Here is a 24,648-nt window from a genome sequence, read left to right on the forward strand (position 1 = left end):
CATGGCCGCGATCATCACCCCCGAGGAACTCGGTCGCTGGGTCAACAACCCAGCGGCCGACCCAGAACTGCTCAAGCTCGTCTCCGAAGCCGCATCCGACCAGATCACCCAGATCATCGGCGGCCGGACCGTCCCGTGGGTCCCCCAACGGCTCGCGTGCCTCGTGCTCGCATCCGACCTGTACGAACGCCGCAACAGCCCCAACGGGGTCCGGGGTTTCGGGGTCGACGGTGTCGCCGTACGTATCGGCTCCGACGACACCCGCGCAGCACGAGGGATCCTCGCTCCCTTCCTCCCCCCAACCGTCGACTAAGGAGCCGGTGATGATCGCCCAGGCCCGTCAACAGGTCACCCAAGCCGTCGCCGACGCGCTCGGGATCCCTACCTCCCCAACCCTCCCGGACCGGCTCCACGCACCCTTGGCAGCCATCCGGGAAGCCGACGGGGACTTCCTCATCCCCGAACCCGAAGGACCGTACGGGTCTTGGCAACTCACCTTCCAAGGCACGATCCTCGTCGCCCCGGCCGAGAACGAAGTGATGCTCGGCCGGGCCGATGAACTCGCCGACAAGCTCCTAGCCGTCGGCGACCGATACGACCTGACGATCCACGGGTACCGCGTCGAAACCGTCGCGTCTTCACAGCCCTATCTCATCATCCCGTTCACCCTCACCACCCTCACCAACTGAAAGGGATTCTGCTCATGCCCGCATCCACCCGTATCTACGGTGCTGCTCTCATCCTCAAGATCGACGGCAAGGACCAGGCCGCCGACATCACCGAATGGGAACTGGAACACGAGTCCGCCGACAAGGAGAACCTGACCTTCGCCGAGGTCGCCACCGGCGGCAGCGACAAGGGCAAGTTGAAGGTCACCGGTATTCAGTCCACCGACGCGAACTCTCTGTGGCGTCTCATCTGGGACAACGCCGGACGCAAGGACGTGCCCTTCGTAATTGCCCCGCACGGCAACGCCACCGCCGACGCGAAGAAACCCCACATCACCGGAACCCTCGACATCGGGCTGCGACCCAAGTCCGGCGGGGCGGCCGACCCGAAGAAGTCCTACACCTTCGAGCACGAGTTCGAGTGTGTGGTTAACAAAGCCTTGGTCGTGGCCTGATGGCTGTCGGTGTCCGCGTCAACGGTCTGCGTGACCTCATCAAACGCTTGGACCGGGCCGGAGTTGAACTCTCCGACCTCAAGGCCGTGATGCACGACGTCGGGCTGATGATCGCGGACACCGCCCGCCCACTAACCCGACCCCAATCCGGACGGCTCGCACGCTCCATTCGCTCCGCGAAACAGAAGAACCGCGCCATCGTCCGCGCCACCACCCCCTACGCCCGAGTACAGCACTTCGGATGGCCCAAACGGCACATCAAACCGAAGTTGTACTTCTACACCGCCATGGACAAACGCCGGGACGAAGTCCTGTCCCGTTTCCAACGCGGCATCGACGAAGCAATCCACAAGTAAGTCAGGAACCCAAGCCATGCCCGACATGCAGAACCTCACCATCGCCGACCTCATCGAGTTGGAAGACCACGGCATCACCCTCGACGACATCACCGCCGCCCAGGCATCCGGCCGCACCCCGGCCCGGATGATCGCCGCCGTCCGGTTCCTCCAGCTCCGTGCCACCAACCCCGCAGCAACGTGGGAAGACGCCATCAACACCCGCTTCGTCGACATCAACCCCGAAGGGCAGGAAGAGGCCTCCCCGGAATCCTGACGGCCCGCGACGACCGGGCCGAGGATATGGCCTGGTTCGTCGTTGTCGCGGGCCTGACCCCCGGGGAATACCGCAACCTGACCATCCGTGAACGCGCCGCCATCATCCGAGCAGTGAAGGACTACCACCGTGGCCGGTAACAGCAAGAAGAGCAAACTCGAAATCGTCGTGCTCGCTGAAACCGCGAAAGCCGTCAACGCGTTGAAGAACTTCACCAAGAACGCCGGCCTGGACGGCATGATCTCCCACGTTGGGAAACTCGGTGCCGCCGCCGGAGCTACTCTCGGTGGCCTCGGCGCGGCCGCCGGGGTGTACCTCAAAGGCGCCATCGGAGAAGCCGGGAACCTGGAACAATCCATCGGGGCTATCGACACCGTCTTCAAAACCAACACCGCCCAGATGCATGAATGGGCCAAAGGAGCCCAAAACTCCGTCGGGCTCTCGAGGGACAGCTACAACCAGTTGGCGACCGTCATCGGCACCCAACTGAAAAACGGCGGCACCGCCATGGACCAGCTCGGCGGTAAAACCAACGAACTCATCAGCCTCGGCGCCGACCTCGCATCCATGTTCGGCGGCACCACCGCCGACGCCGTCGGCGCTCTCTCCTCCGCCCTGAAAGGCGAACGAGACCCCATCGAACGCTACGGAGTGTCACTCAAGCAAGCTGAGATCGACGCGAAGGCCGCGGCTTTGGGCTTCGAGAAAGTCGGTGGGAGCTTCAGCAATGAAGCACAGCAGGCAGCCACCTTGGCGTTGATCATGGAGCAAACCAAAGACGCTCACGGGAACTTCGCGAAGGAAGCCGACACCGTGCAAGGCAAGCAGCAACGCCTAGCAGCGTGGTGGGGCAACCTGTCCCAGAAGATCGGTACCGCGTTCCTGCCCGCGATCTCGGCCGCCGCGGACTACATCACCGCCAACGCCGTGCCCGTCCTCGAGGAATGGGGCAACGTCATCGCCGAACAAGCCGGCCCCGCCCTCGAACAGCTCGGGCAATGGATCACCGGCACCGTCCTGCCCGCCCTGACCGTCCTCGGTCAATGGATCGGCGTCAACATCCTGCCCATCCTGCAAGGCTGGGCCACCACCCTCACCACCCAGCTATGGCCAGCCCTCCAACAATTCGGGCAATGGCTCCTCGACTCCCAAGGCTGGCTGTTGCCCATCGCCGCCGCCATCGGCGGCATCGTCCTCGCCTTCCAAGCCTGGACCGCAGCCACCGCAGCATGGGAAGCCATCACCAAACTCGCAGCCGCAGCCCAAGCGATCTTCAACGCTGTGCTGGCCGCCAACCCGATTGGGTTGATCGCTCTCGCGGTGGCTGGGGCTGTTGCTGCTTTGATGTATCTGTGGAACACGAATGAGGGGTTCCGTAACGCACTCATAGCCGCGTGGAATGCGGTCACCGGGTCCCTGCAATCCCTCGGTGGCTGGTTCAAGTCCGTCTTTGACGGTGCCGTGAACACCGTCACCGGATTCGTCTCCGGAGCCCGGCAGAAGTTCAACGACGCAGTCAACGCCGTCTCCGGGTTCGCCCGCGGTGTCGGCCAGAAGGTCAACGACGTCATCACGTTCTTCCGGAACCTACCCGGCCAGATATGGCAGGCCCTCTCCGGCATCGGCTCCCGACTCGCTGAAATCGGCGGCAACATGATCTCCTCCCTCGCCAACGCCCTCAGCCCCGGCGCGATCGTCAACAAGATCCGGCAGGTCATCGGCGACGTCATCGGATTCGCGAAACGCCTACTCGGCATCGCGTCCCCCTCGAAGGTGTTCGCCGGTATCGGCCGTAACACCGCTGCCGGTCTCGCCCTCGGTCTCGGCGCCGGACTCCCCGACGTCCGGAAAGCAGCCACCGCCATGGCCAACGCCGTCACCGCCTCCGGTACCCCCGACCCGCTCACCACCCCCGGCTACGCCTTCGCCGGCCCCGGCAATACCGGCATCAACCTGACCATCAACCTCCACAGCCTCAAACCCTCTTATGAGGTCGCACGCGACATCGCCGACGCCGTGGAAGACGTGTTCCGAAGGAGGGGCCGTGTCTGACGGACCCGAATACTACGACGCCCCGCCACGTGTCGAAGTGTGGGTGATGGACCCCGCCGCCGAAGGCTTCCGGCTCGACAAAACCCCCCTCAACTCCCTCAACCCCCTCCAAGCAGCCCACGTCGCCAACGCCTTCACCCTCGACTCCAGAAGCAACGGTCGTCTGAACAACGACCGGCTCTACCCCGTCGGCCCTGGAATGGTATGGCTGAATATCACCCAATGGATCACATCCATTCGCACATCCCAATCCCAGCAGGACACCGCCGACATGGCCCCCGACGCCGGGTCCTGCGAAATCCAGTTCCTCAACGCACCCAGCTTCACCACCCTGCCCGTCTACGCCGGCACCCCCATCCGCATCATCCGCACCGGCGCCTTGAAGCACTACCTCACAGGCGAATGGCTCACGGAAGACGAAATCGCGTGGTGCGGCCATGTTGAGGACATCTCCGAGACATGGGACAAAACCACGGCCCGGAAAACCACGACCCTGACCGCGGTAGACGGCGTCGCCCGGCTCTCCGACATCACCCGCTACGGCCGCCGCGGAGAAGGTGTTTGGATTGGCTGCCTCCGTGACCTGCTGACCTCCAGCCCCTACGCCGACCTGCCCATCGGGCTGCCCTTCCAACGAACCCCTCCGCCCGGCGGGGAACCCTGGTGCTGCGGCACCGTCTACGAAGGCCCCCTATCCCGTCACATATCCATGGTCGCGGCCACCGCCGGACTCATCTGGAACATCATCCCCGACCCGTCCGGCACCACCTCAGACATCGGCCCCGTCGACCCCGGAGCAGGCATCGGAGAATCCCGACAACGGCTCCGCCTGGTGGATCCCGCCACCGTCCGGAAACCCCAAGTCGTGTTGACAGACCTGCCCTACGACGAAGCCGGGATCGTGGACTACCGCACCCCCATGCCCTACACCGGAATAGAAATCGCCGGCGGCACCCGGGCGATCACCTCCGTGGTTGAACTCACCGCACACCGCATCAGCGACGATGGCCACGACGAATCCGTCAACACCACCCACGCGAACCCCACCGCATTAGAGCAATGGGGCGTCCGCACCGCCCGCGTCGACGCGGTCCCCATGCCCGGAGATGAAAACCGCGTCGCCGGATACATCCTGGACCGCTCCGCCGACGCCGCCGCCCGGCCCGTCTCCGTCACCCTCCACGGCCGCCACGCCACCGAAAGCGGCACCTCACCCATCCGCATGCTCACCGCCGTCGACGTATTCCGCCTCGGGCACCGCTACCGATGCCTTGTCGTCGGCGTGCAAAACCGTTGGGACATCATCACCGATCCCTACCCCCGTCACAAACACACCGTCACCCTCAAACTCGCAAGGAGAGCATGAACCATGCCGGCCCACATGACCTTCCAACCCGGAGCCGTCCTTGAGGCCGCTCACCTCAACGACGCCTGCAACCCCACCACAGCCGCTCACATCCCCTACGCCGTCGCCACCGGGATCGTCCGCCAACCCTCAGCCGCCGCGGCCAGCATCGCCGTGCAGTTCCCCGTCGGCCGGTTCAGCAAGAAACCCGTCCTCGCCTTCGGTATCGATTCTGCCTCCGGTGGCGTCAACTGGAACGCCGTCCGTTTCTACAGCCTCAGCACTTCCGGATTCACCGCGTTCCTCAACTCCGGAGACGGCGCCGAAGTTCACTGGATCGCCATACAGATGGACGCCTGACCATGGCCTGGACACTCGCACCGGCCCTGAAGCAGCTGATGGCCGAAGTCAACGCCCGATGGCCGAACCGTGACCGCACCACGGACGGCACAATCGGCGACTACAAGCATTCACTGACCACCTCCGAACACAACCCCTACGACGAATACGGGGAGAAGGACCCGGACGGAGTCGTGCGGGCCGTCGACATCGACAAGGACGGCATCCACGTTCCCACCCTGCTGAACGCCACCATCGGGGATAGCAGAGTCCACTACGTGATCTACAACAAGATCATCTACAGCTGCCACTACGGATGGCGTGCCCGCCCCTACCACGGGGAAGACCCCCACACCGGACACATCCACATCAGTTTGCGCAACAACACCTCCGAGCACTGCGATCCCGCCCTGGTGCTCGCCGCACAGAAGAACACCCGCCCATGGCTCACCGGCACCGCCGGCCGAACCGAAACCGATATCTGGGAGACCCCAATGGACAAACAAAACAAAGAAGAACTCGCCCAAATCATCGACTTCAAGGTGTGGCGCACCTACATCCCTGACTGCGGCTACTTCGACGAAGTCGTAAAAGACCTGGCCGTCCGCGTCAAGGAACTCTCCGAAGACCTCGCGGACGTGCGCCGCGGGGGACCCGACCCCGAATACACACCGGTCAACCAAGAGCTCGCAGACACCAAGAGCGGTGTCCGCGCACTGGCGGCCAAGGCCGACGCTCTGGAATCCAAGGTCGACGCTCTGGAATCCAAGCTGGACACCATCCTCAAGGTCCTCGGTAATGCCGACGCCCGGTGACCTGGCACTCCTGATCACCGCCTTCGCCGCGCTGCTGACTGCCGTCGGCGGCGTGGCGAAGATCGTGACCGACAAACTCGACGTGGTCCGTGGCGAAGTCAAAGCCGCCACGGACCGAATCGCCGGCGCCGACGAAACATCAGCCCGTCACACCGACGCTGTCCTCACCGAACTACAAGCACTACGCCGCAGCAACGACCGCACCGCCGACAGCGTCGTGCAACTCGGAGAACGATTCTCCCGAGCCGACAAGGAACACGCCCGCATGTGGCGGGCCATCAACGCACTCCAAGAAAGGAACACCGCATGAACCGCATCATCGCCAACCCAGACCTTCGCCGTTGGATCTACGGCATCGCCACCGCCGGCCTCGGAGTCCTGCTCGTCTACGGCGTAGTCACCGGCGAGCAGGCCGCGGCATGGTCCGGCCTCGCCATGTCCGTCACCGGTCTGGCCATGGTCAACACCCCCAAGAGTTAGGCGGCCGCCGCGGCGACCCGCCGGAGCCGATCCGCGTCCGTGGCCACATACCTTTGTGTTGTGGCCACGGACGCATGACCCAGCAGGCGCGACACCCCCACCACATCCGACGTCGCCCCATACGCCCTAGACGCGAACCGATGCCGCAACGTGTGCGGAGTCCACCCCTCCGGCAGCGTCTTCGACATCAACTTCCCCACCCACCTCGGCGACAAGTGCCCGCCGTCATTCCCGGGGAACAACCAGCCCTCCTTAGCGCGCAGCCGCACCGCCGCGGCCAGCCCCGCACCAATCGGAACCGTCCGTTCCTTCGCACCCTTCCCCCGCACCCGCAGCACTGCTCCCAGCAGATCCGTGCCCAGATCCGACGCGTGGATCCGGGCAATCTCGCCGCGCCGCAACCCGGCCTCAGCAGCCAACCGGAGCATCAACGTCACCCGCTCATCAGCCACCATCAACGCCGACGTCAACGCATCATCCGGCAAGGGTCTCGGACGCACGTCCCCCGGCCGAACCATCGGCACCGCATCCGCCAGCTCCGGACGCCCCACGTGCCGCCACCAGGACCGCAACGACGACCGCACCGCCCGGCGTGTCTCCCGCTGCCAATCTCGAGACCCTAGCCACTCCACCAGCGCGGCCCGGGTCACCTCCCCCGGAGACGACCCCAACGCCCGCGCCAACTGCGCCACATGCGCCCTACGCAACGCCACGGTCTCCCGCGACAACCCCGCAGCACGCAACCCATCAGTCCATTCCCCCATCAGGCCAGCCCACGCAACCGGGACCGCCTTCACCCTTGGATCAGTCACCGCCGGAGCGTATCCACCGCTGTCCACTGCTCCGCCATCACCCCAGCAATCACCGCGCTGTCTCGCCCGCGCGGGCCGCCTCCCACCGCCGCCATGTAGTCACTGCCGCACCGCAGCCGACGTCTCCGGCCAGCGCATCCCATTCCTCCCAAGCCTGCTGTGCCGTGGTCATGCCGCCACCGCCTGACCATGACGCGGGAACCGGAGGATCGGTGTATAGTTCCGTCTTGCACCACCGAAGAACTCCAAACCAGCGGGTTCAGGGTTCGAGTCCCTGGTGGTGTACTCAGGCCGGGACGCCGGTCCTGCGCACCACTAGCTCAACTGGCAGAGCAGCTGACTCTTAATCAGCGGGTTCAGGGTTCGAGTCCCTGGTGGTGTACGGCACGAAGGCCCCGGGGCCTTTTGTGAATCATGTGTGGTTCCGTCGCCCCAGCGCATAAATGGTGACGGCGAACAACGCCACTCCGAGGAGCGCACCCCCGATGACCATGAGCCGGTCGGTGCGCCAGCCGTCCTCATCACGCAGTTCACCCTTGATGGCCTGGAACTCATCCGCCACGAAACTTTTCGCGTCGTCGAGACCCCGTTTGGCGATGTTCGCGGGCTTCACGGAATCAACGAGGTCTTCCATGGCGCCTGCCAAACTTTGACGGTTGCTGGCCAGCTCTGCGCGGATCTCCTCCACGGTGCGGCTGGTGTCGCTGTCCATTGCTTCCCCTTACTTCAACGATCGAACACCAGCTTAGAGGCTTCCGCGCACCGTAGACTGTCGGTCATGACTGCGCGCCTCATCCCGGGTTCCCCGGCCCCTGCCTTCACCCTACCGAACGCGGAAGGAGTCCCGGTTTCGCTCTCCGATCACCCTTCTCGCGCTGTCATCGTCTACTTCTACCCTGCGGCGATGACACCAGGTTGCACCACCCAGGCGGTGGACTTCACCAACGCGCACACAGCCTTCGCAGCCGCCGGCTACACCATCATCGGCATCTCCCCGGACACAGTTGAGAAGCTCGCAAAATTCACGACCGGTTCCGATATCGGGTTTCCCCTCCTGTCCGACCCGGATCGCGACGTGTTGAACGCCTACGGCGCCTTCGGGACCAAAAAGCTGTACGGCAAAGAGATCGAAGGAGTCCTGCGCTCCACCTTCGTCATCGACGTGGATGCCGAGGGCAACGGAACCATCCGGGTCGCCCAGTACAACGTGAAGGCGACGGGGCACGTCGCGAAACTGCGCCGTGAGCTTGGTGTCTGAGTTTCTCACCATCGACTCCGACGTCGATGACGGAGTGGACGTGGAGTTGGAGGTCAAACGCTCCCGGTTCCTCACCCGGCTGCGCCGCGTTACTTCGGAGGAAACCGCTCGCGCGGTAGTCGACGAGCGGCGCTCCAGGTTTTTCGATGCCCGGCATCACTGTTCCGCCTTCGTGCTGGGAGCTGAGGGCCGCGCCGCCCGTTCCTCGGATGACGGAGAGCCGGCAGGAACCGCAGGAGTGCCGATGCTCACTGTGCTGACCTCCAATCACCTGACCGATGTGGTGGCAGTAGTGACCCGCTACTTCGGGGGCATCAAACTCGGCGCAGGCGGGTTGGTGCGAGCCTATTCCGAGGCCGTGGCCCACGCGGTAGCGACGGTCGGCACCAGACGGGTGGAACTGTGCACCTTGCTGGGAATCGACGCGGACTTCGCGAACATCGGCACGCTCGAGAATTCACTGCGTGGCGCGGTCCTGCCCTCTGGAGTCAACGTCACGGTGGAGGGGGTCGCTTGGGGAGACCGCGCCCGGATCACTGTTGCGGTTCCGGTGACGGCCACCGGCGAATTCAACTCCTTCCTGTCGGCCCTCTCAGCTGGATCCTTGACAGCTCACCCGACAGGTCAGCGTTGGGTCGATCGCCTCGGCTGATCATCCCCCGGCTCGGTACGCTTCGCCAAGACCGGGTGGCCCAGCACCAACACCAGCACGAATCCGCCACCTGCAACCCATGCGAAGGGGGCGTAATTAGTGATGGGCAGCAGAATGCCCGTCGCCACGACAACGGCCAGCAGCCCCATTCGAACGTACTTCAGCACATCGAGGTCCGTCCGCGCCCATTGGTCAACGCACCTTGAGAAGACGGGAAACGCCCGCGGCAACGAGTGCAAGACCGATCAGCAGAAAGATGGTGCCGGTCGGACTTTCCCCACTCGGCGACTTGTGGCCGCCACCGCAAAAATAAGCACGCTGGTTCCCTGCGAAGACACGCGCGAGACCTCTGCGCGCCTGAACGACCGGGGCTGCACCTGCTGATGCCCCTGACGAGGTAGCCACATACTCTAGGAACCCTCTGTTCGCCTTGCGGCTCCTGGGGAGAAGCTGCGGTCGGCTCATTCATCTTCTGGGGATCCGTCCTGGGTCTTTCGTGTTCACTGTGCAGGCAGCGTAACCGGCTCTGTCTGGTGGTCAGAATCAACCCTACCGGTCGCTGCCGAGGCTGCGGTCTGACCCCTTTCGCGAGAGCCACCCCGGTTGACGAAAGTGAATGCACCATTTTTCTGAAAGACTGGCCAAATGGTTGGACAGCAAAAGAATCCTTGGAAAGCGGCGGTCGCAGTCCCCACCGCTGTGATCGTTCTGGGTTTCGTCGGGCTCGCGGCGGTGGCACCGCAGTGGTTGAGCGATCTGCTGAAGACGGCGAACACATCCGTGGTCAACGGGCTGGGCTGGTACTACAGCCTCATCGTTGCGGGTTTCGTCGGATTCGCCCTGCTGGTGGCCTTCGGGCCGTACGGGAACATCACCCTCGGCCCCGACGACGAACCCCCTTCCTACTCGTTGGTGAGCTGGTTCGCCATGCTCTTCGCCGCAGGCATGGGGATCGGGCTGGTTTTCTGGGGCGTTGCGGAGCCCCTGAGCCACTACGGCACTCCCCCACCCGGCACTCCTGGAACATCCTCCGCCGCCAAGGCGCAGGACGCGATGACGACATCCTTCCTGCACTGGGGACTGTCTGCCTGGGCCGTCTACATCGTGGTCGGGCTGGCCATCGCCTACACGGTGCACCGCAAGGGACGGAAGGTATCCCTCAGGTGGGTGCTTGAGCCGCTGTTCGGCAGGCGGGTGCGCGGCTGGCTTGGGGATGTCGTCGACGTGTTCGCGATCGTCGGAACCCTGTTCGGGGTGGCGGCATCCCTGGGCTTCGGAGCCTCCCAGTTCACATCCGGCCTGGAGTACCTGAACATCCTCAAGCCTGAGATCTGGGTACTGCTCGCGGTCATCGCCATCATCACGTCGTTGGCCACCTGCTCGGTGCTGAGCGGCCTGGACCGTGGCATCAAATGGCTTTCGAACGCGAACCTGATGCTGGCCGCAGTGCTGGCACTGGCCGTGCTGCTGCTCGGACAACCGTTGTTCGTGCTACGCGAGTTCGTGCAGACCATCGGCGACTACCTCAGCAATTTCGTGCACCTGAGTTCCCGCACCCTGCCATTCCAAGGCGGTGAGGGCGAGTCCTGGCTCGGGTCCTGGACCACCTACTACTGGGGCTGGTGGATCAGCTGGTCACCGTTCGTAGGAATCTTCATCGCCCGCATCTCGAAAGGGCGCACGGTCCGGGAATTCGTGGCGGGAGTGCTGGCCGTGCCGACGCTGGTGACCTTCCTGTGGTTCTCGATCATGGGCGGAACAGCGCTGTGGCAACAGCTAGAGTGGCAAAAAACCAATGGTACCGGCGATGCCCTCGTGGATGCTCAGGGGAATTCCAGCGGCTTGGTGGGTGACGATGGGACTGTCGACAAGGTTAATGCGCTGTTCCAGGTGCTGCAGCACATCCCTGCAAGCAACGTGCTGATCGTTGGATTTCTGATTCTGCTGGTGATCTTCTTCGTCACCAGCGCCGACTCCGCGGCCTTCGTGGTTGACATGGTCGCCACCGGCGGGGAACAGGATCCCCCTGTCCTGACCCGCGTGACGTGGGCCATCCTTGGCGGCGGCATCGCCGCCGTACTGCTCTGGGGCGGTGCGGCAGCGGGAGGAAACCTGACCGCCGGTCTCGACGCGCTGCAGACCATGACGATCCTCGCAGCGGCGCCGTTCAGCGTGGTGATGGTGTTGGCCTGCTTGGCGACATTGCGCGCGTTCAGCAATGAACACCGGCAACGCCTGCGACTGGAGAACCGGATACTGCGCCGGGAAATGACCGAACACGTGATGGACAAGGTGACCGAACACGTGAGGGAATCCGTTGCCGAGCACTTGGACGGTCAAGAGATCACCGTGAGTGAGGAATCCGCTTCAGGAGAAAGCAAACGCCGGCCACTCCGGATCAAGCTTTCCAGGCGCAGGAATCACACCTCGGAGTAGCGGACCTCTCTGGCCTTGTGCATGGAGCGTATGGTCAGGGCTGAATGTGGATGGCGTTCCAGCCATCCACATTCCGCCGGGCCAGGACCCGGTCGTGGAGCCTGCCGGACTGGCCCTGCCAGAACTCGAACTCGTCGACGTCGATCCGATATCCACCCCATTCCGGCGGGCAGGGAACGTCTTTCCCCTCGAAGCGTTCGGATACCTGAGCCGCCGCCTCGAGCAGGTCGTCGTGGGAGACGATGGGTGCGGATTGCCGGGAAGCCCACGCCCCCAGCTGACTATTCCGGGGACGTTTGGCGAAATAGGTTTCGTTTTCCTGACGGGTAAGTTTCGTCACCGCCCCCACGGCACGTACCTGGCGCATCAAGTGCGGCCACCACAACGTGGCCGATGCGACCGGATTGGCAGCCAGCTGTTCACCTTTCGGGGACGTGTAGTGGGTGAAGAAGACGAGACCGTTACGGCTTGCTTCCTTCAGCAGTACCACCCGGGAACGCGGACGACCGTCGGCACCAATGGTGGCCAGCAGCATGGCGTTCGGTTCCACCTCATCAGCGGCTATCGCCGTTTCGAGCCAGAACGTAAAGAACTCCCAGGGATCGAAGGAGGTCAGGTCCTGCGGGAGCACATCCCCGGAATAGTCTCGTCGCACATCATGAAGGCTCATGTCCTCAGTCTTCCAGAAGCTGTGCGCCAGCCCCGATGAGGGCCTCCTGTCGAACGCATCACAAGTGCGTAGATACTGGATACTGACGACCAGTTTCTTCCAGGCCCGCTACTGTTGTTGGTATGGCTGGCGATGAGAACCTGCGTATCGGCGATGCGGAACGCGACGAAGCAATCACGCTGTTGCGCGAGCACATGAGCGCGGGCCGGATCACCGCAGAGGAGTTCGACGAGCGCATGTCCTCCGCATTGACCGCAAAAACCAAGGGCGAACTCTCTGCCTTGTTCAATGACCTTCCAGGACGTGGGCCAAGCACCATGTACGGAGCACCCGCGTACGAGACCTCGCACTCACGAACTCCACTCCAGCCCACCACTGCGGGGCTCCCGGCACGACGTTCCTCGTGGACCACGTACGCCATATGGGCCGTAGCGATAGTGGGATGTATCATATTCCTCCGCTACTGGGGCGGGCTCTTGGTCCTCATCTTCTTGTTGAACCTCGCATTCAACAGGAAGATGACCAAATCAGCTGATCACACCCTGCAGCAACAACCACGAGAACTTCGTCCCGCAGAACGCGATGAGCTGGTGGCACTGATCCACCAGGATCGAATGATCCCGGCCATCAAGCGTTACCGGGAAATGACCGGAGCAAATCTGCTCACCGCGAAGAATGCCATCGAAGCCTTACAGAACCAGCTGGGGAGATAGTCAGTCTTCTGCACCACTTTGCCCACACACCGACATGCCCCCCCGGGGGATAATGCGCTGAAACGCTGTGGGACGATGAGCCCATGCTGGCCCTCGCGAAGACGCACCCCGGCCCAGGCCTGGAGTTGGTTGATGTTCCCGTCCCCTCCCCCGGCCCCACCGAGGTCCTGATAAAAATCCGGAGCACTGGGATCTGCGGCACCGATGTGCATATCGACCGCTGGGACGGTTGGGCTGCCCGGACAGTCACCACCCCACGCATCGTGGGACACGAGTTCTGCGGCACCATCGTTGAGCTCGGTTCGGCTGTGACCAATCTGGAGATCGGGCAGTTCGTCTCCGGCGAGGGGCACTACGTGTGCGGACGGTGCCGTGCCTGCCTAGCGGGAAAACGTCACCTCTGCCAGCAGACCCGGGGAATCGGCTACCACGTCAACGGTGCATTCTGCGAGTACTTCGCCATGCCTGCAGCCAACATTTGGGTGCATCCACCGGAGCTCGATCCGGATGTCGCCGCCATTTTTGATCCCTTCGGCAATGCCGTCCATGCCGCGCTCCAGTTCCCGGCCCTGGCCGAGGACGTCCTGGTCACCGGCGCCGGCCCGATCGGGATCATGGCCGCCCTGGTGGCGAAGTTCCAAGGAGCCCGGAACGTCGTGATCACCGATCTCAGCGACGAGCGGCTCTCCCTGGCTGAAACCCTGGGAATCACATCAACGGTCAACACCGGTCGGGAGGACCTGAGAGAGGTTTACGATCGCTTCTCGATGAAGGAGGGGTTCGACATCGGATTGGAAATGTCCGGGTCGGGAACAGCGCTGCGTTCCATGATCGACCACATGACCCACGGTGGCAGGATCGCACTGCTCGGCACCCCTTCACAGGAACTGACCGTGGATTTCTCCAAGATCATCTTCAGCATGCTCACGATCCAGGGCGTCACTGGCAGGCAAATCTTCGAGACCTGGTATGCCATGAACTCCCTGATCCGTTCCGGACTCGACATCTCAGGGGTCATCACACACCGGTTCCCCGTGACCCAATTCGTCGAAGCATTCGCCATCGCAGGCGACGGCCAATCCGGCAAGGTCGTCATGCACTGGGAACCGTGATGAACGCCCTCACTTCCACACCCATTCGAAAGGCACGACCATGACCTTCCTCGACGATGTGACCTCCCAGCTCGACGCTTTGCGCGCCGAGGGCCTGTACAAACACGAAGAGCCGCTCACTACGGCTCAGGCGGCACACGTTGGCGTCCCGGCTGGGAACGTCATCAACCTGTGCGCAAACAACTATCTGGGGCTCGCGGACTCACCCGAGCTGATCGCGGCTGCCACGGAAGCTCTCGAGCGTTGGGGTTTCGGCATGGCCTCTGTGCGGTTCATCTGCGGTACCCAAACCCAGCACCTGGACCTCGAGGCCGGGCTGACCCGGTTCCTTCGGCTCGGGGCAGAGGGATTCGACACCATCTTGTACTCATCGTGTTTCGACGCCAACGGCGGACTGTTCGAGACTCTGTTCGGAGCCGAGGACGCGATCATCTCGGACGAGCTCAACCACGCCTCCATCATCGACGGGGTACGCCTGAGCAAGGCGGCTCGTCACCGGTACCGCAACCGGAACCTCGACGATCTGCGTGCCCGCTTGAAGGAGACCCGGGATGCGCGACACCGGATCATCGTCACCGACGGCGTGTTCTCGATGGATGGTTACGTCGCCCCGCTGGACGATATCTGCACCCTGGCGGACGAGTACGACGCACTGGTGATGGTTGACGACTCACACGCCGTGGGCTTCGTCGGCGAAACCGGAGCCGGCACCCCGGAGCGTTTTGGTGTCGCCGAACGCATCGACATCATCACCGGTACCCTCGGCAAGGCTCTCGGCGGAGCCTCCGGAGGTTACACCTGCGCCCGCTCCCCCATCGTGGAGTTGCTGCGCCAGCGGTCGCGACCATACTTGTTCAGCAACTCTTTGGCACCGTCGATCGTTGCTGCCACCCTGGCAGCCCTCGGTCTCCTCAGCCGTTCCGGCGAGCTCCTCGACCGGTTGCGCGAGAACGCCGCCTATTTCCGCACTCGCATGGCCGAGGAAGGATTTGAGATCCCCGAATCCGATCACCCGATCGCTCCCGTAATGATCGGCGACGCAGTGCTTGCAGCCCGCATGGCGGACGCCATCCTGGCACGCGGCGTCTACGTACGCGCTTTCAGCTACCCGGTGGTTCCCAAGGGCCGGGCGAGGATCAGAACCCAGCTGTCGGCTTCTTTGACCCGAGAAGACCTGGATACAGCGATCCGCGCATTCGTCGAGGCAAGGTCGGAGGTGCGGTGAAAGTCGTACAGAACACACCTGCTAAAACCGCCGGACACATCTTTGATGACATGTTTTGATGCAGCGCCTCTACCTCGCGATGCTCAGCCATCCCGCGGGGGAATCATTTCGATACCGGCTATCCTTAGCGGCGCACGTGGGCGCGTGGCACGTGGCGGTCACCTCTTGGTCACCACTTCGGAAGTCATTTTCGAGCCCCACGCCTTCAACTTGAACATCGAGAAAAGTCAGCTGCGCATTCCCGTATCAGAAATCGTCGGAACACGTTTGAGAACCGTCATCCTCACCGCCACCATCGTGCTCTCAACAGCTCACTGCGGCGACGTGGAGTTCGTGAGTTGGAGCAGGAAGAAAATCGTTGCAGCAATTCTACAGGCACGCGCTGGACAAGGACTGCCCTGCTGGTAGCTCTGAAATCTTTGGAGTTGGCCTAACAAAAATCACGATACTTCAGAGATAGGGCACGCATCCGCCGGCACGAATGGAGTCTCTTCGCAGTTCAACAGGTTTGTTCGCAGCTATCATCAAGCTGATCTACCCAGAGGCATCGCCAGTCAGAGAACAGTCCTTGAATACGCATCAATGGACAACGATAACCTGCAGCGTGAAACGAGAATCAGGCTGATTGCAGCATGTCTCATGCCTCTAGCAGCGCCGACAAGCCGCCTCGACATCTTTCTTCACTCACACCTCACAAGCAGCACCCGGGGACAAGAACCAGAATTTTTACGTATATCATAAACCCCGCTTATTCGCCTTTTCTATTTCATTCAAAAGCTTGCTATCCGCCTTAATACTCAAGCGCTCAGAAAGGAGCATTACAAGTGCAACAAACTGCCCTGATATGACAGCAGAAACACTCCAATAGAGCCCCTCGTTGACCATGAAGAAAAATAGAGCAACACCCACCAGGTAGACTGGAATAGAAATTGCCAGATACTTTGATTTTGGCACAATGAACCAGAAAGGAAGCACCTTTCCCGGCTCGAGTTTATGCTCCCCGATCAATCCGAACCATTGAAGGATTCTATACAGAATACTTGACTTCTTTGCCACGCTTCGCCTCCCACCATTCCATCGCTCCACGCACCCACGCTCTGGGCACAGAAGATTCTACCACGCCAGAAACCTGCAACACTCCTTTGCTTAAGAAGGAGTCGCCCCTACTCAACGATGCATCACTCAAAAAGAATCATTTACACCCCATGCCACCCAATGATCCAGCCCAACATTTCACCATCCGAAAAATCAAGCCCCAACGAATCAACCAGCACTTTCCCCACAACTATTGAGGTCGCCACTTTCCTACACTCCCGCCCCACGCCGGGAATCAAGACCACAGAAGAAAACGAGCGTTCTCTTCGCCGCAACGGCGGATAGAAGAGCATCGATCCACCTAGGGCATTGACCAGAGACCATCCGATGCAGGCCGACACAAACGCGAGAAGAAACTCATACGGCAGGCAGTCTGAGGAAGATCCTCATGGGTACCGGCGAAGGGACTCGAACCCTCACGCGCAAGGCACAGGAACCTAAATCCTGCGTGTCTACCAATTCCACCACGCCGGTCAGCGGGTGCCAGCTTACCGGGGGTGGAGGTCTTGTTCTGGCGACGTCTCAAGGTGAGTTGCAGGCAGATCGGACAGTTCCTTTGCCAGTCGCAGTTTCGGGTCATCCGCTAGGAATGTGTGAACGGGTCCGGGGCCGGTGTGCCTGGTCTCGAAACGAACGGTCACCCTACCCAGCCCAGATCCCCACACCCAGCCACACCCCAGTGCGTCGTGGATCACGTCGGCCCCGGGAAAGAACCCGCGGCCACGCACCCCCGAGGTGTCCACCTCGGTCTCAGTCTCGGTTCTTCCCGTCTCCTGGGTCTCGTCCTCGAACAGACGTTCTTGGGCGGCTCGGGTGAAGTTGCTAACCCCGATGCCGAGCAGCCTCACCCCCTCACGAACGTCCACCTCTGCCAAGAGTTCCTCACCCACCCGGCTGATTATCTCGGCACGATCCGTTGCTCCCCCCAGCGACCTGGCCTTCGAAATCGTCGTAAAATCCGCCATCCGCACCTTGATTGCGACCGTGCGAGCAAAGACCCCGGAACGCTGCAATCGTCCGGCCACCGATTCCGCATCCCGCCTGAGTATGGAAACCAGACGGGGCCGGTCAGTCAGGTCGGTGGGAAAGGTGTCTTCCACCGAGATGGATTTCGCCTCCCTTTCCACCTCCACCTCACGGTCATCGCGACCATGCGCCAGGTGCCGTAGCGATTCCCCGGCGGCACGCCCCAGTTCACGCACCAGCTCCCGGGGGTCGGCGACCCGCAGGTCAGCAACGGTGGCCAGGCCAAGGGCCAGCAGTTTTCCCTCCGTCACCGGCCCCACCCCGGGGATCGCCCGCACCGGCAGCGGGGAAATGAACTCAATCTCCTCTCCGGGAGCGATGATCCGGACCCCGTCGGGTTTCGCCGCCTCCGAGGCCAGTTTGGCCAGGAACTTGCTGCTGCCCACCCCCACCGATGCCGTCAGCCCGGCGGTGCGCCTGGTCAACTCTTGTCGCAACCCAGCGACATGTTCGTCAAGTTTCCCAAGGCCCCAGTCGCTGGCCTCGAGGTCTACATAGGCCTCGTCGAGGCTGAGGGGTTCCACCAACGGAGAAATCTCCCGCAGCAGCCCCATAACCGCCTGCGAAGACTGCCGGTAGGCATCGAATCTGCCGCCCAGGAAAGCAGCATGGGGGCAGCGGCGCCGGGCCTCTGTCCCTGACATGGCGGATCGCACACCAAAAACCCGGGCCTCATAGCTGGCAGTGGCCACCACTCCCCGCGGCCCGGCTCCGCCGACGATCACGGGTTTGCCTCTGAGGCTGGGTTTGTCGCGCTGCTCCACGGCTGCGAAGAACGCATCCAGGTCCAGATGCAAGATGCTGGATGTGGATCGCATGGAGGTCAGGTTAGTGATCTCCCCCGACACGAACCGGTCGGTTCATTCCGGCGCCGGGGTTGGCCGGTACTGAACGAAGTCATAGCCTTCGTGGATTTCGCGACTGATCTCGGTCCATTCGTGGGAAGCAATAATGGGAAAAGTGGTGGGCCCTTCCGGTTCCTGATGGACATGGGTGATGTCCAATTCCGTCAGGTAGGGCCACGCCGCCGCGTAAATTTCTCCGCCCCCGCCGATGAAGCAGGTCTTTTCCGGGGTCGTCTGTGCCAATCCGATGGCTTCCTCGACGGAATGGGCAACCTCAACGTCCTCCGCCGACCACTCCGATTGCCGGGTGACAACGATTGTGCGGCGGTCGGGAAGCAGCCCGACCTGTTCGTGGGTTCTTCTCCCGAAGACGATGGTGTTCCCAGTGGTGACGGCCTTGAAACGGCGGAAATCCGCGGGGATGTGCCAGAGCATGTCCTCCCCCGATCCGATGACGCCGTTGTCGGCCACCGCGGCTATGGCGACTATCCGCATCACTTCTCCTTGACGTCCAACGCCACACATCTACCGCTCGAGAACCTCACCCTGATGGCGTTCTCCCACAACTCCGGCTTGGTGGCAGAACCATCGTAGGTGTCACGGAACGGTTCGGCCGTCGCAACCACGCCGTCAACCATTTTCATCGTTGGCGATGTTGTCAGCCCCCTCGGGCACAATGATGGCGTGGTCGAGTTCTTCGGGGTCAGACATCATTCGCCGGCTGCGGCGCGTCTGGTCACTCAACGGATCACGAGCTGCCCTCCTGCGGCTGTCCTGGTCGAGGGTCCCACTGAATACAACCAGCGCATCGAGGAGCTGATGCTCGAGCATGAGCTTCCGATCATGCTCTACTCGTGGGCGCCCATGTTCCCTGACGCCCCCGAGGACAGCACGGATTGGGGCATCCGCCGGGGCAGTTTCTACCCACTGACCGACTACAGTCCCGAATGGGTCGCCCTGCGCACCGCACACCAGGAGGGGATTCCGGTCGAATTCATCGACCTTCCCTGGTTGGCCTTCTCGGACATCGCCGTGGCGGAAAACCGCTACGCTGAGGCCTCGGTCACCGAGGAGGCCGCAGAGAAGCTGATCCAGGAATTCGGTGTCGACGACATGGCCAGCCTGATCGACGAGTTGATCGAGATCGATCCGGAGTTGTCGCTGGATTCCTACGAGGAGCGGATGAGGTTGCTTGGATCATTCCTGCGCGGCGAACCCGATCCGGAGACAAAGGCACGTGAAGCGCACATGGCTCACCGGATAGCCGATGCTCAGCGGCGTTTCGGCGATGACATCCTTGTGGTCTGCGGAGCCGCCCACGTCGATGGCTTGGATGCGTTGCTGTCGAAGGATGTAGAGCCGGTGGATGTGTGGATGCCGCCTGTCGACGACAACCGCTACGGCATCGCACTGACCCCTACCTCCTACGCGGCACTCGACGCCCTCGACGGCTATGACGCGGGCCAGCCGAATCCCGGTTTCTACGACCGCCTGTACCGGGACCGCACCGAGGGGCGGTGTGACACCAGCGAGAAACTGCTGGGACAGGTGGCACTGGAGCTTCGCAGATCGAAACAGTTCATCTCCCCTGCTGACCTGATCGCGGTGCAGGCCACCGCCGGGGCGCTCGCCCAGTTGCGAGGACATCAGCAGGTCTGGCGCACCGATCTCGTCGAGGGAATCACGACCGCCCTCGTCAAGGACGTTTCCGGGAAGGATCACCCACTGCTGCTCCACGTCAACGATGCTCTGCGCGGTGACCGTCTCGGACGCTTGGCTGCAGGCACCCGACAACCCCCGTTGACGCTCGAGCTCCGCACCGATCTAGAAACCTTGGGCCTGCTTCCCACACCGAAGAGACGAGAGGAGTCCGCCGACCTGTCGGACGACCTCGGTCTGCTCCGTTCACGGTTGCTGCACTCCTTGGTGGCCCTGAACATCCCGGGCATCAAGCTGGCCGCCAGCGCGGACGATGACGGCATCGAACGCTGGCTCCTGGTGTGGACCCCAGCTTTTGAGGGCTCCTTGGTGGAGACCGCCCGTTACGGGGGCAACCGGGAGCAAGCGGTGACCGCGCGTCTACTGGAACGCGCCGCCGGCATCACCTCGGACCCGGCAGCCGCTGCGAAACTCGTTCTGGAGGCTGCCCTGTGCGGGGTGGACCGTCTATCGGTCAGTCTCCAGGCCCGTACCGAAACCCTGCTGTCTACTTCCGCACATCTGGTGGGAATCGGTGCTGCAACCGGCATACTGATGCGGCTCTACCGTTACGACCCGATCCTGCGAGCCACCGGTCGCGCGGATCTGGGGCGCCTGCTGATCACGGCCTTCGACCGGTCGGTGCGGCTGCTGGAACGCCTCTCGCCGCTGCCGGAGGGACCGGGGCTGGAGGATTTCATCCAGGCCTTGTACCAGCTGACCGACAGCGCGGAACGCGTCGGTGGAGATCTGGGTTACGACATCGACGGCTACCACCAGGCCCTCTCGGTGGTGGTGGCGGACGACCGTCAGGCACCCACCGTCCGGGGAGCCGCCCTGGGTGCCCAGTGGCTGGCCGGGGCTCGCCCGGACCCGGAGATCGCCGAGCTGCTGTCCGTGATCGCGCTTCCCGAGCAGCTCGGCGATTTCGTCGCGGGCCTGTTGGGGGTCGCCCGGGAGGCCGCCCTGCGACGTCCGGACGCACTGCTCCGCCTCGACGACATCCTCACCGGCCTGGACGATGCAGCGTTCTTCGCCTCCCTGCCGGGGCTGCGGCGCGCATTCAGCCGCTACACCCAGCGTGAACGTTTCCAGGTGGCTCAGCTCATACTGGGGGAAGCTGCGGGATCGACGCTCCTGGACTTCTCCGGTTCCGCCGAGGACGCAACCGCCATCGCGGAGTTCGAGTCCGCCGTCGCGACATCACTGGATCGTTTCCTCGGGAGGCGGCATGGATGAACGATTGACACGCTGGCGGCTGGTGCTGGGGCGCGGTTCGGAACGACTCGGGGACCTGGATCCCCAGCAACAGGCCCGCTCCGATGCCCTGGGGTACCTGTATGACCGGGAGGGTCAGGGCGGCGGCGCCGGAGCAGGAGACGGGGCCTCGAGGCTGACCGTTCCGGAATGGATCAACGACATCCACACCCTGTTCCCAAAACGCACCGTCCGCACCATCGAGGAGGACGCCCTGGAGCGTTACGGCATGATCGAACTGGTGACCGACAAGGAACTCCTGGAACGGGTGGAGCCCTCCGAGACGCTGCTGCAGGCGATCCTGCAGACCAAACACCTGATGAACGCCGACGTGCTGCAGGCAGCCAGGCAGATCGTGCGGAAGGTCGTCGCGGAGCTGGTGGAGAAGATGCGTCCCAGGATCCGGCGCTCTTTGACGGGCCGACGCGACCCCAACCGGCGGAGTTTCTTCAAGGTGGCGGCGAACTTCGACCCGAAGCGCACCATCCGCGCCAACTTGAAAAACTACTCGGCAGAGACACAGCAGCTGGTTATCTCGGAGCCGATCTTCTACTCGCGCACCCGCAGGCAGTCGGAGAAGTGGCAGTTCATGGTCGTGGTGGACCAGTCGGGTTCGATGGCCGAATCCGTGATCCACTCTGCCGTCACGGCCTCCATCTTCCACGGACTCCCGACACTGAAGAACCATCTGATCGCTTTCGATACCTCGGTGGTGGATCTCACCTCGGACATCGCCGACCCCGTCGAAACGCTGATGAAGGTGCAGCTCGGCGGAGGCACCGACATCGCGCGGGCCATGCGCTACGCCGAATCGCTCATCACCGAACCGAGAAGGGCCATGGTGGTGCTCATCACGGATCTGTACGAGGGTGGCTCGGTGCACGACCTGGCCCAGTGCGTCACCCGGATGGTCCAGGGTGGCAGCAAGGTACTGATCCTGGGCGCACTGACCACGAACGGGGCGGCCTCCTTCGACGAGGAGCTGGGGCGGCGGTTGGCCGCGCGAGGAGCCCGGGTGGGGGTCATGACCCCGTACGAGTTGGCTGACTGGGTGGCGGAGGTGATCCGGTGAGCCGTCCAGACTTGCTCCGTTTGAGCGATGCTGTACTGGAGGACCTGACCAACAAGGGCACCCTGCGGCGGGCCCGGAAGGAGCTCGGCGCTGCGTCCTTCACCGTCACCGAGGCCGATGACGGGACGGTGACGGTCTACGCGGCTGACGGAACCACCTGCGTCCTGTACGCAAACAGACCCTTCGCGGAGTGGACCTGTTCCTGTCTGGCAGCCAACAACTGCCGCCACATCGTCCGCGCGATCCTGCACTACCAGACCGCCTGCTCCGAGCCGCAAGCCGTCGAGGAGAAGAAGCCGGATTCGACGGACCTACCCGGGCCGGAACCCCCCGGGGTCGCTGCCCTCGGGAAGGTGGAACCGGAGGCCGTCTTCAACCCGGCCAGCATCACCCGCGAACACCTGAGGGCCGCGCTCTCCCCCGCCGCCCTGAGGCGGGCCGATCAGCTGGCTGAGCAGGGCCTGCTGGCCCACGTCGGAAGCATCAGGGGAATCTCTGTGGTGCGAATCCACCATCCGACCCCCGTGTCGGTGCGTTTCCTGGCCGGCGCCGACCTCAACTACGTGCGCTGCACCTGCCACGACCCCGATCCGTGTCTTCACGTCGCGGTCGCAGTCGCTGCCGCGGCGGGCAGGCGGTTTGGGAACACCGGTCTGGTGTCCGTGGTGGGGGACGAGTGGCGACCGGATACCGCTTTGCTCTCCGAGATCCGAGGCGCGGTCGGTGAGCTGGTGAGGGTCGGGGCGGAGTCTGGGCACCGGAACCTGCGTGGGGTCTGGCGCCGCCTGGCGGTCAGGGCCCGTGAAGCCGAACTGCATCACGTCGCTGACGTTCTGGACGAGCTGTTGGACGAGCTGGCCCGTTACGAGGCTCGCAGCCAGGAATTCACCCCATCGCGGCTGGTCGCGTTGTCCGCTGAGCTGTTGGCGCGGGTAATGTCCCTGGGCAATCCGGAACCGGAACAGATCCCGGATCGGCTCGTCGCAGGTTCCCCTGCCCAGCAGACGCGGGTGTCGAAGGCCCGGTTGATCGGCCTGGGAACCGAGTTCGTCGAACTGGACGACGAGTGTCGATTGATCGCTCACCTGGTGGACGCCCGAAGCGGTGCTCCAATGCGGGTCACGAAACGGGTCACCGACGAAGAACGCAGACCCTCCTCGCACCTCGCGGGCGGCCTAGTCTCCGGCATCACCATCAGCAGCTGGGGTGGCGGACAGGTGATGTCGCTGGGCGGTCGGATGTTCGGACACGGGGATTTCTCCCACACCAACAGGTCAGCGGTGGGGCTTCCTGCGGGCGCGATGGACCAGTTGGAGGCGCCGTTCCGGGTGGAGACCATAGCCGAGCTGGCCACCCAGCAGACCCGACTGCCCGCCGTGCTGGATGATCGTTCTGCAGGCACCGACCTGGCCGCCTGCCGGGTGACCGGCGTTGGGAACATCCATTTCGACCCCGGCATTTCCAGTCTCGTGGCCGACCTGCGGGACGCCGACGGGCAATCATTCCAGCTGGCTCTTCGACACACTCCTCGCCGCGACGGGAGCGTGCGCGCCACCCTGGTTCACCTGCTGAGCTGGGAGAAAGCTTTCCCCGAGGAGGCTTTCGTCTCGGGAAGGTGGCGTTGGGGTGCCAGGAGGGTCGTGGTGGATCCGTTGCTGCTGGTCGGAGACGGTGTCCCTCTCCAGCCGCACGTAGCAGAACCCGTCGCGACGGAAGTCGAGTGGCGAACTGGGACCGAGGACGCCCCACTAACCAGCCCGGGAGCCCTGCTGCGGGGGCTCGATTCCCTGCTGGGGGAACTTCTGTTGGCGGGTGCCGACCGCATCCACCTCCGCGACCACGAATGGCACGATTTCGTCCGGAAGGCTCGCAAAGCGGGAAGCCAGCTGATCGCAGACCACACCCGGGCCTTCCTCGACCACCAGGACCCGGCCCAGGTGGAGAAGCTGCTACTGATCTCGGCCTTCGGCGGCCCGTTGGCGTGAAGCCCTGTCCTTGAAGAAGGCCGCGA

General features: G+C 63.3%; 28 protein-coding genes and 2 tRNA genes. 21 read left to right on the forward strand and 9 right to left on the reverse strand.

What is annotated here, in order from left to right; genetic code table 11:
• Position 1: 1 nt before the first annotated feature.
• From V7R84_RS04930 to V7R84_RS04980, 11 genes are all read left to right on the forward strand, one after another.
• Positions 2 to 313, forward strand: a complete 312-nt coding sequence (locus tag V7R84_RS04930) for a hypothetical protein (RefSeq protein ID WP_338572657.1) — start codon at positions 2 to 4, stop codon at positions 311 to 313.
• Positions 314 to 323: 10 nt separating this feature from the next.
• A complete protein-coding gene (locus V7R84_RS04935) occupies positions 324 to 689 on the forward strand; it encodes a hypothetical protein (protein ID WP_338572659.1) in 366 nt (121 codons plus the stop codon).
• A gap of 14 nt (positions 690 to 703) precedes the next feature.
• Positions 704 to 1,123: a hypothetical protein gene (locus V7R84_RS04940; RefSeq protein ID WP_338572662.1), complete on the forward strand. Its 420-nt coding sequence runs from the start codon at positions 704 to 706 to the stop codon at positions 1,121 to 1,123.
• Positions 1,123 to 1,479: a hypothetical protein gene (locus tag V7R84_RS04945; RefSeq protein WP_338572665.1), complete on the forward strand. Its 357-nt coding sequence runs from the start codon at positions 1,123 to 1,125 to the stop codon at positions 1,477 to 1,479. Before V7R84_RS04940 ends, V7R84_RS04945 begins: the two co-directional genes overlap by 1 nt.
• Positions 1,480 to 1,495: 16 nt before the next feature.
• The gene (locus V7R84_RS04950; protein ID WP_338572667.1) at positions 1,496 to 1,735 is read left to right on the forward strand and encodes a hypothetical protein; all 240 of its coding nucleotides are present in this window, start codon (positions 1,496 to 1,498) and stop codon (positions 1,733 to 1,735) included.
• 129 nt (positions 1,736 to 1,864) lie between these two features.
• Entirely contained in the window at positions 1,865 to 3,787 is a 1,923-nt protein-coding gene (locus tag V7R84_RS04955; protein ID WP_338572669.1) for a hypothetical protein, read from the forward strand.
• Complete coding sequence (locus V7R84_RS04960; RefSeq protein WP_338572671.1) at positions 3,780 to 5,153, forward strand: hypothetical protein; 1,374 nt, start codon at positions 3,780 to 3,782, stop codon at positions 5,151 to 5,153. The genes V7R84_RS04955 and V7R84_RS04960 overlap by 8 nt, the downstream gene beginning before the upstream one ends.
• Before the next feature lie 3 nt (positions 5,154 to 5,156).
• Positions 5,157 to 5,492, forward strand: a complete 336-nt coding sequence (locus V7R84_RS04965) for a hypothetical protein (protein WP_338572674.1) — start codon at positions 5,157 to 5,159, stop codon at positions 5,490 to 5,492.
• A gap of 2 nt (positions 5,493 to 5,494) precedes the next feature.
• The gene (locus V7R84_RS04970; RefSeq protein ID WP_338572676.1) at positions 5,495 to 6,286 is read left to right on the forward strand and encodes a hypothetical protein; all 792 of its coding nucleotides are present in this window, start codon (positions 5,495 to 5,497) and stop codon (positions 6,284 to 6,286) included.
• Entirely contained in the window at positions 6,270 to 6,596 is a 327-nt protein-coding gene (locus tag V7R84_RS04975) for a hypothetical protein (protein WP_338572679.1), read from the forward strand. The genes V7R84_RS04970 and V7R84_RS04975 overlap by 17 nt, the downstream gene beginning before the upstream one ends.
• Positions 6,593 to 6,766: a hypothetical protein gene (locus V7R84_RS04980; protein ID WP_338572681.1), complete on the forward strand. Its 174-nt coding sequence runs from the start codon at positions 6,593 to 6,595 to the stop codon at positions 6,764 to 6,766. Before V7R84_RS04975 ends, V7R84_RS04980 begins: the two co-directional genes overlap by 4 nt.
• Here the strand turns inward: V7R84_RS04980 and V7R84_RS04985 are convergent.
• Positions 6,763 to 7,578: a tyrosine-type recombinase/integrase gene (locus tag V7R84_RS04985; protein ID WP_338572684.1), complete on the reverse strand. Its 816-nt coding sequence runs from the start codon at positions 7,576 to 7,578 to the stop codon at positions 6,763 to 6,765. The genes V7R84_RS04980 and V7R84_RS04985 overlap by 4 nt on opposite strands.
• Before the next feature lie 309 nt (positions 7,579 to 7,887).
• Here V7R84_RS04985 and V7R84_RS04990 point away from each other — a divergent pair.
• A tRNA-Lys gene (locus V7R84_RS04990) sits at positions 7,888 to 7,960 on the forward strand.
• A 30-nt stretch (positions 7,961 to 7,990) separates the two neighbouring features.
• Here V7R84_RS04990 and V7R84_RS04995 read toward each other — a convergent pair.
• Complete coding sequence (locus V7R84_RS04995; RefSeq protein WP_338572687.1) at positions 7,991 to 8,290, reverse strand: DUF3618 domain-containing protein; 300 nt, start codon at positions 8,288 to 8,290, stop codon at positions 7,991 to 7,993.
• A 66-nt stretch (positions 8,291 to 8,356) separates the two neighbouring features.
• Here V7R84_RS04995 and V7R84_RS05000 point away from each other — a divergent pair, with 66 nt between their 5' ends.
• Together V7R84_RS05000 and V7R84_RS05005 are read left to right on the forward strand one after the other, a co-directional pair.
• Positions 8,357 to 8,836, forward strand: coding sequence for a peroxiredoxin (locus V7R84_RS05000; protein ID WP_338572689.1), 480 nt, complete (start codon positions 8,357 to 8,359; stop codon positions 8,834 to 8,836).
• Positions 8,829 to 9,488, forward strand: coding sequence for a YigZ family protein (locus V7R84_RS05005; protein ID WP_338572691.1), 660 nt, complete (start codon positions 8,829 to 8,831; stop codon positions 9,486 to 9,488). Before V7R84_RS05000 ends, V7R84_RS05005 begins: the two co-directional genes overlap by 8 nt.
• On the opposite strand, the gene V7R84_RS05010 is transcribed toward V7R84_RS05005, so the two are convergent.
• Positions 9,461 to 9,655 carry a hypothetical protein gene (locus V7R84_RS05010; RefSeq protein ID WP_338572693.1) on the reverse strand — a complete coding sequence of 65 codons (195 nt, stop codon included), beginning with the start codon at positions 9,653 to 9,655 and terminating at the stop codon, positions 9,461 to 9,463. The two genes, V7R84_RS05005 and V7R84_RS05010, sit on opposite strands and share 28 nt — an antisense overlap.
• Positions 9,656 to 10,133: 478 nt before the next feature.
• On the opposite strand from V7R84_RS05010, the gene V7R84_RS05015 reads away from it, so the two are divergent.
• Complete coding sequence (locus tag V7R84_RS05015; protein WP_338572695.1) at positions 10,134 to 11,924, forward strand: BCCT family transporter; 1,791 nt, start codon at positions 10,134 to 10,136, stop codon at positions 11,922 to 11,924.
• Positions 11,925 to 11,958: 34 nt separating this feature from the next.
• Here V7R84_RS05015 and pdxH read toward each other — a convergent pair whose 3' ends face one another.
• Positions 11,959 to 12,594, reverse strand: coding sequence for a pyridoxamine 5'-phosphate oxidase (gene pdxH / locus V7R84_RS05020; protein WP_338572696.1), 636 nt, complete (start codon positions 12,592 to 12,594; stop codon positions 11,959 to 11,961).
• A 122-nt stretch (positions 12,595 to 12,716) separates the two neighbouring features.
• Between pdxH and V7R84_RS05025 the strand changes: the two genes are divergently transcribed.
• The 3 genes from V7R84_RS05025 (at position 12,717) to V7R84_RS05035 (ending at position 15,644) form a co-directional block, all read left to right on the forward strand.
• On the forward strand, positions 12,717 to 13,307 hold the full coding sequence (locus tag V7R84_RS05025; RefSeq protein ID WP_338572698.1) for a DUF1707 domain-containing protein: 591 nt from the start codon (positions 12,717 to 12,719) through the stop codon (positions 13,305 to 13,307).
• A gap of 83 nt (positions 13,308 to 13,390) precedes the next feature.
• Positions 13,391 to 14,419: an L-threonine 3-dehydrogenase gene (gene tdh / locus V7R84_RS05030; protein ID WP_338572701.1), complete on the forward strand. Its 1,029-nt coding sequence runs from the start codon at positions 13,391 to 13,393 to the stop codon at positions 14,417 to 14,419.
• A 40-nt stretch (positions 14,420 to 14,459) separates the two neighbouring features.
• Positions 14,460 to 15,644: a glycine C-acetyltransferase gene (locus V7R84_RS05035; protein WP_338572702.1), complete on the forward strand. Its 1,185-nt coding sequence runs from the start codon at positions 14,460 to 14,462 to the stop codon at positions 15,642 to 15,644.
• A 735-nt stretch (positions 15,645 to 16,379) separates the two neighbouring features.
• Here V7R84_RS05035 and V7R84_RS05040 read toward each other — a convergent pair.
• From V7R84_RS05040 to V7R84_RS05060, 5 genes are all read right to left on the reverse strand, one after another.
• Positions 16,380 to 16,700: a hypothetical protein gene (locus V7R84_RS05040; RefSeq protein WP_338572704.1), complete on the reverse strand. Its 321-nt coding sequence runs from the start codon at positions 16,698 to 16,700 to the stop codon at positions 16,380 to 16,382.
• 432 nt (positions 16,701 to 17,132) lie between these two features.
• Positions 17,133 to 17,213, reverse strand: a tRNA-Leu gene (locus tag V7R84_RS05045).
• Positions 17,214 to 17,227: 14 nt separating this feature from the next.
• Positions 17,228 to 18,583 (reverse strand): DNA polymerase IV, encoded by a 1,356-nt coding sequence (locus V7R84_RS05050; RefSeq protein ID WP_338572706.1) that lies wholly within the window; start codon positions 18,581 to 18,583, stop codon positions 17,228 to 17,230.
• A 42-nt stretch (positions 18,584 to 18,625) separates the two neighbouring features.
• Complete coding sequence (locus tag V7R84_RS05055; protein ID WP_338572709.1) at positions 18,626 to 19,105, reverse strand: dihydrofolate reductase; 480 nt, start codon at positions 19,103 to 19,105, stop codon at positions 18,626 to 18,628.
• On the reverse strand, positions 19,105 to 19,254 hold the full coding sequence (locus V7R84_RS05060; protein ID WP_338572712.1) for a hypothetical protein: 150 nt from the start codon (positions 19,252 to 19,254) through the stop codon (positions 19,105 to 19,107). The genes V7R84_RS05055 and V7R84_RS05060 overlap by 1 nt, the downstream gene beginning before the upstream one ends.
• Before the next feature lie 40 nt (positions 19,255 to 19,294).
• Here V7R84_RS05060 and V7R84_RS05065 point away from each other — a divergent pair, with 40 nt between their 5' ends.
• Genes V7R84_RS05065 through V7R84_RS05075 form a run of 3 tightly spaced genes read left to right on the forward strand, consistent with a single transcriptional unit; the run spans position 19,295 to position 24,622 of the window.
• Positions 19,295 to 21,547, forward strand: coding sequence for a DUF5682 family protein (locus tag V7R84_RS05065; RefSeq protein ID WP_338572714.1), 2,253 nt, complete (start codon positions 19,295 to 19,297; stop codon positions 21,545 to 21,547).
• Positions 21,540 to 22,637 (forward strand): VWA domain-containing protein, encoded by a 1,098-nt coding sequence (locus tag V7R84_RS05070; protein WP_338572717.1) that lies wholly within the window; start codon positions 21,540 to 21,542, stop codon positions 22,635 to 22,637. Before V7R84_RS05065 ends, V7R84_RS05070 begins: the two co-directional genes overlap by 8 nt.
• On the forward strand, positions 22,634 to 24,622 hold the full coding sequence (locus V7R84_RS05075) for an SWIM zinc finger family protein (protein WP_338572718.1): 1,989 nt from the start codon (positions 22,634 to 22,636) through the stop codon (positions 24,620 to 24,622). Before V7R84_RS05070 ends, V7R84_RS05075 begins: the two co-directional genes overlap by 4 nt.
• The last annotated feature ends 26 nt before the right edge of the window (positions 24,623 to 24,648 follow it).

The sequence above is a fragment of the Arachnia propionica genome (assembly GCF_037055325.1).
GTDB lineage: Bacteria > Actinomycetota > Actinomycetes > Propionibacteriales > Propionibacteriaceae > Arachnia.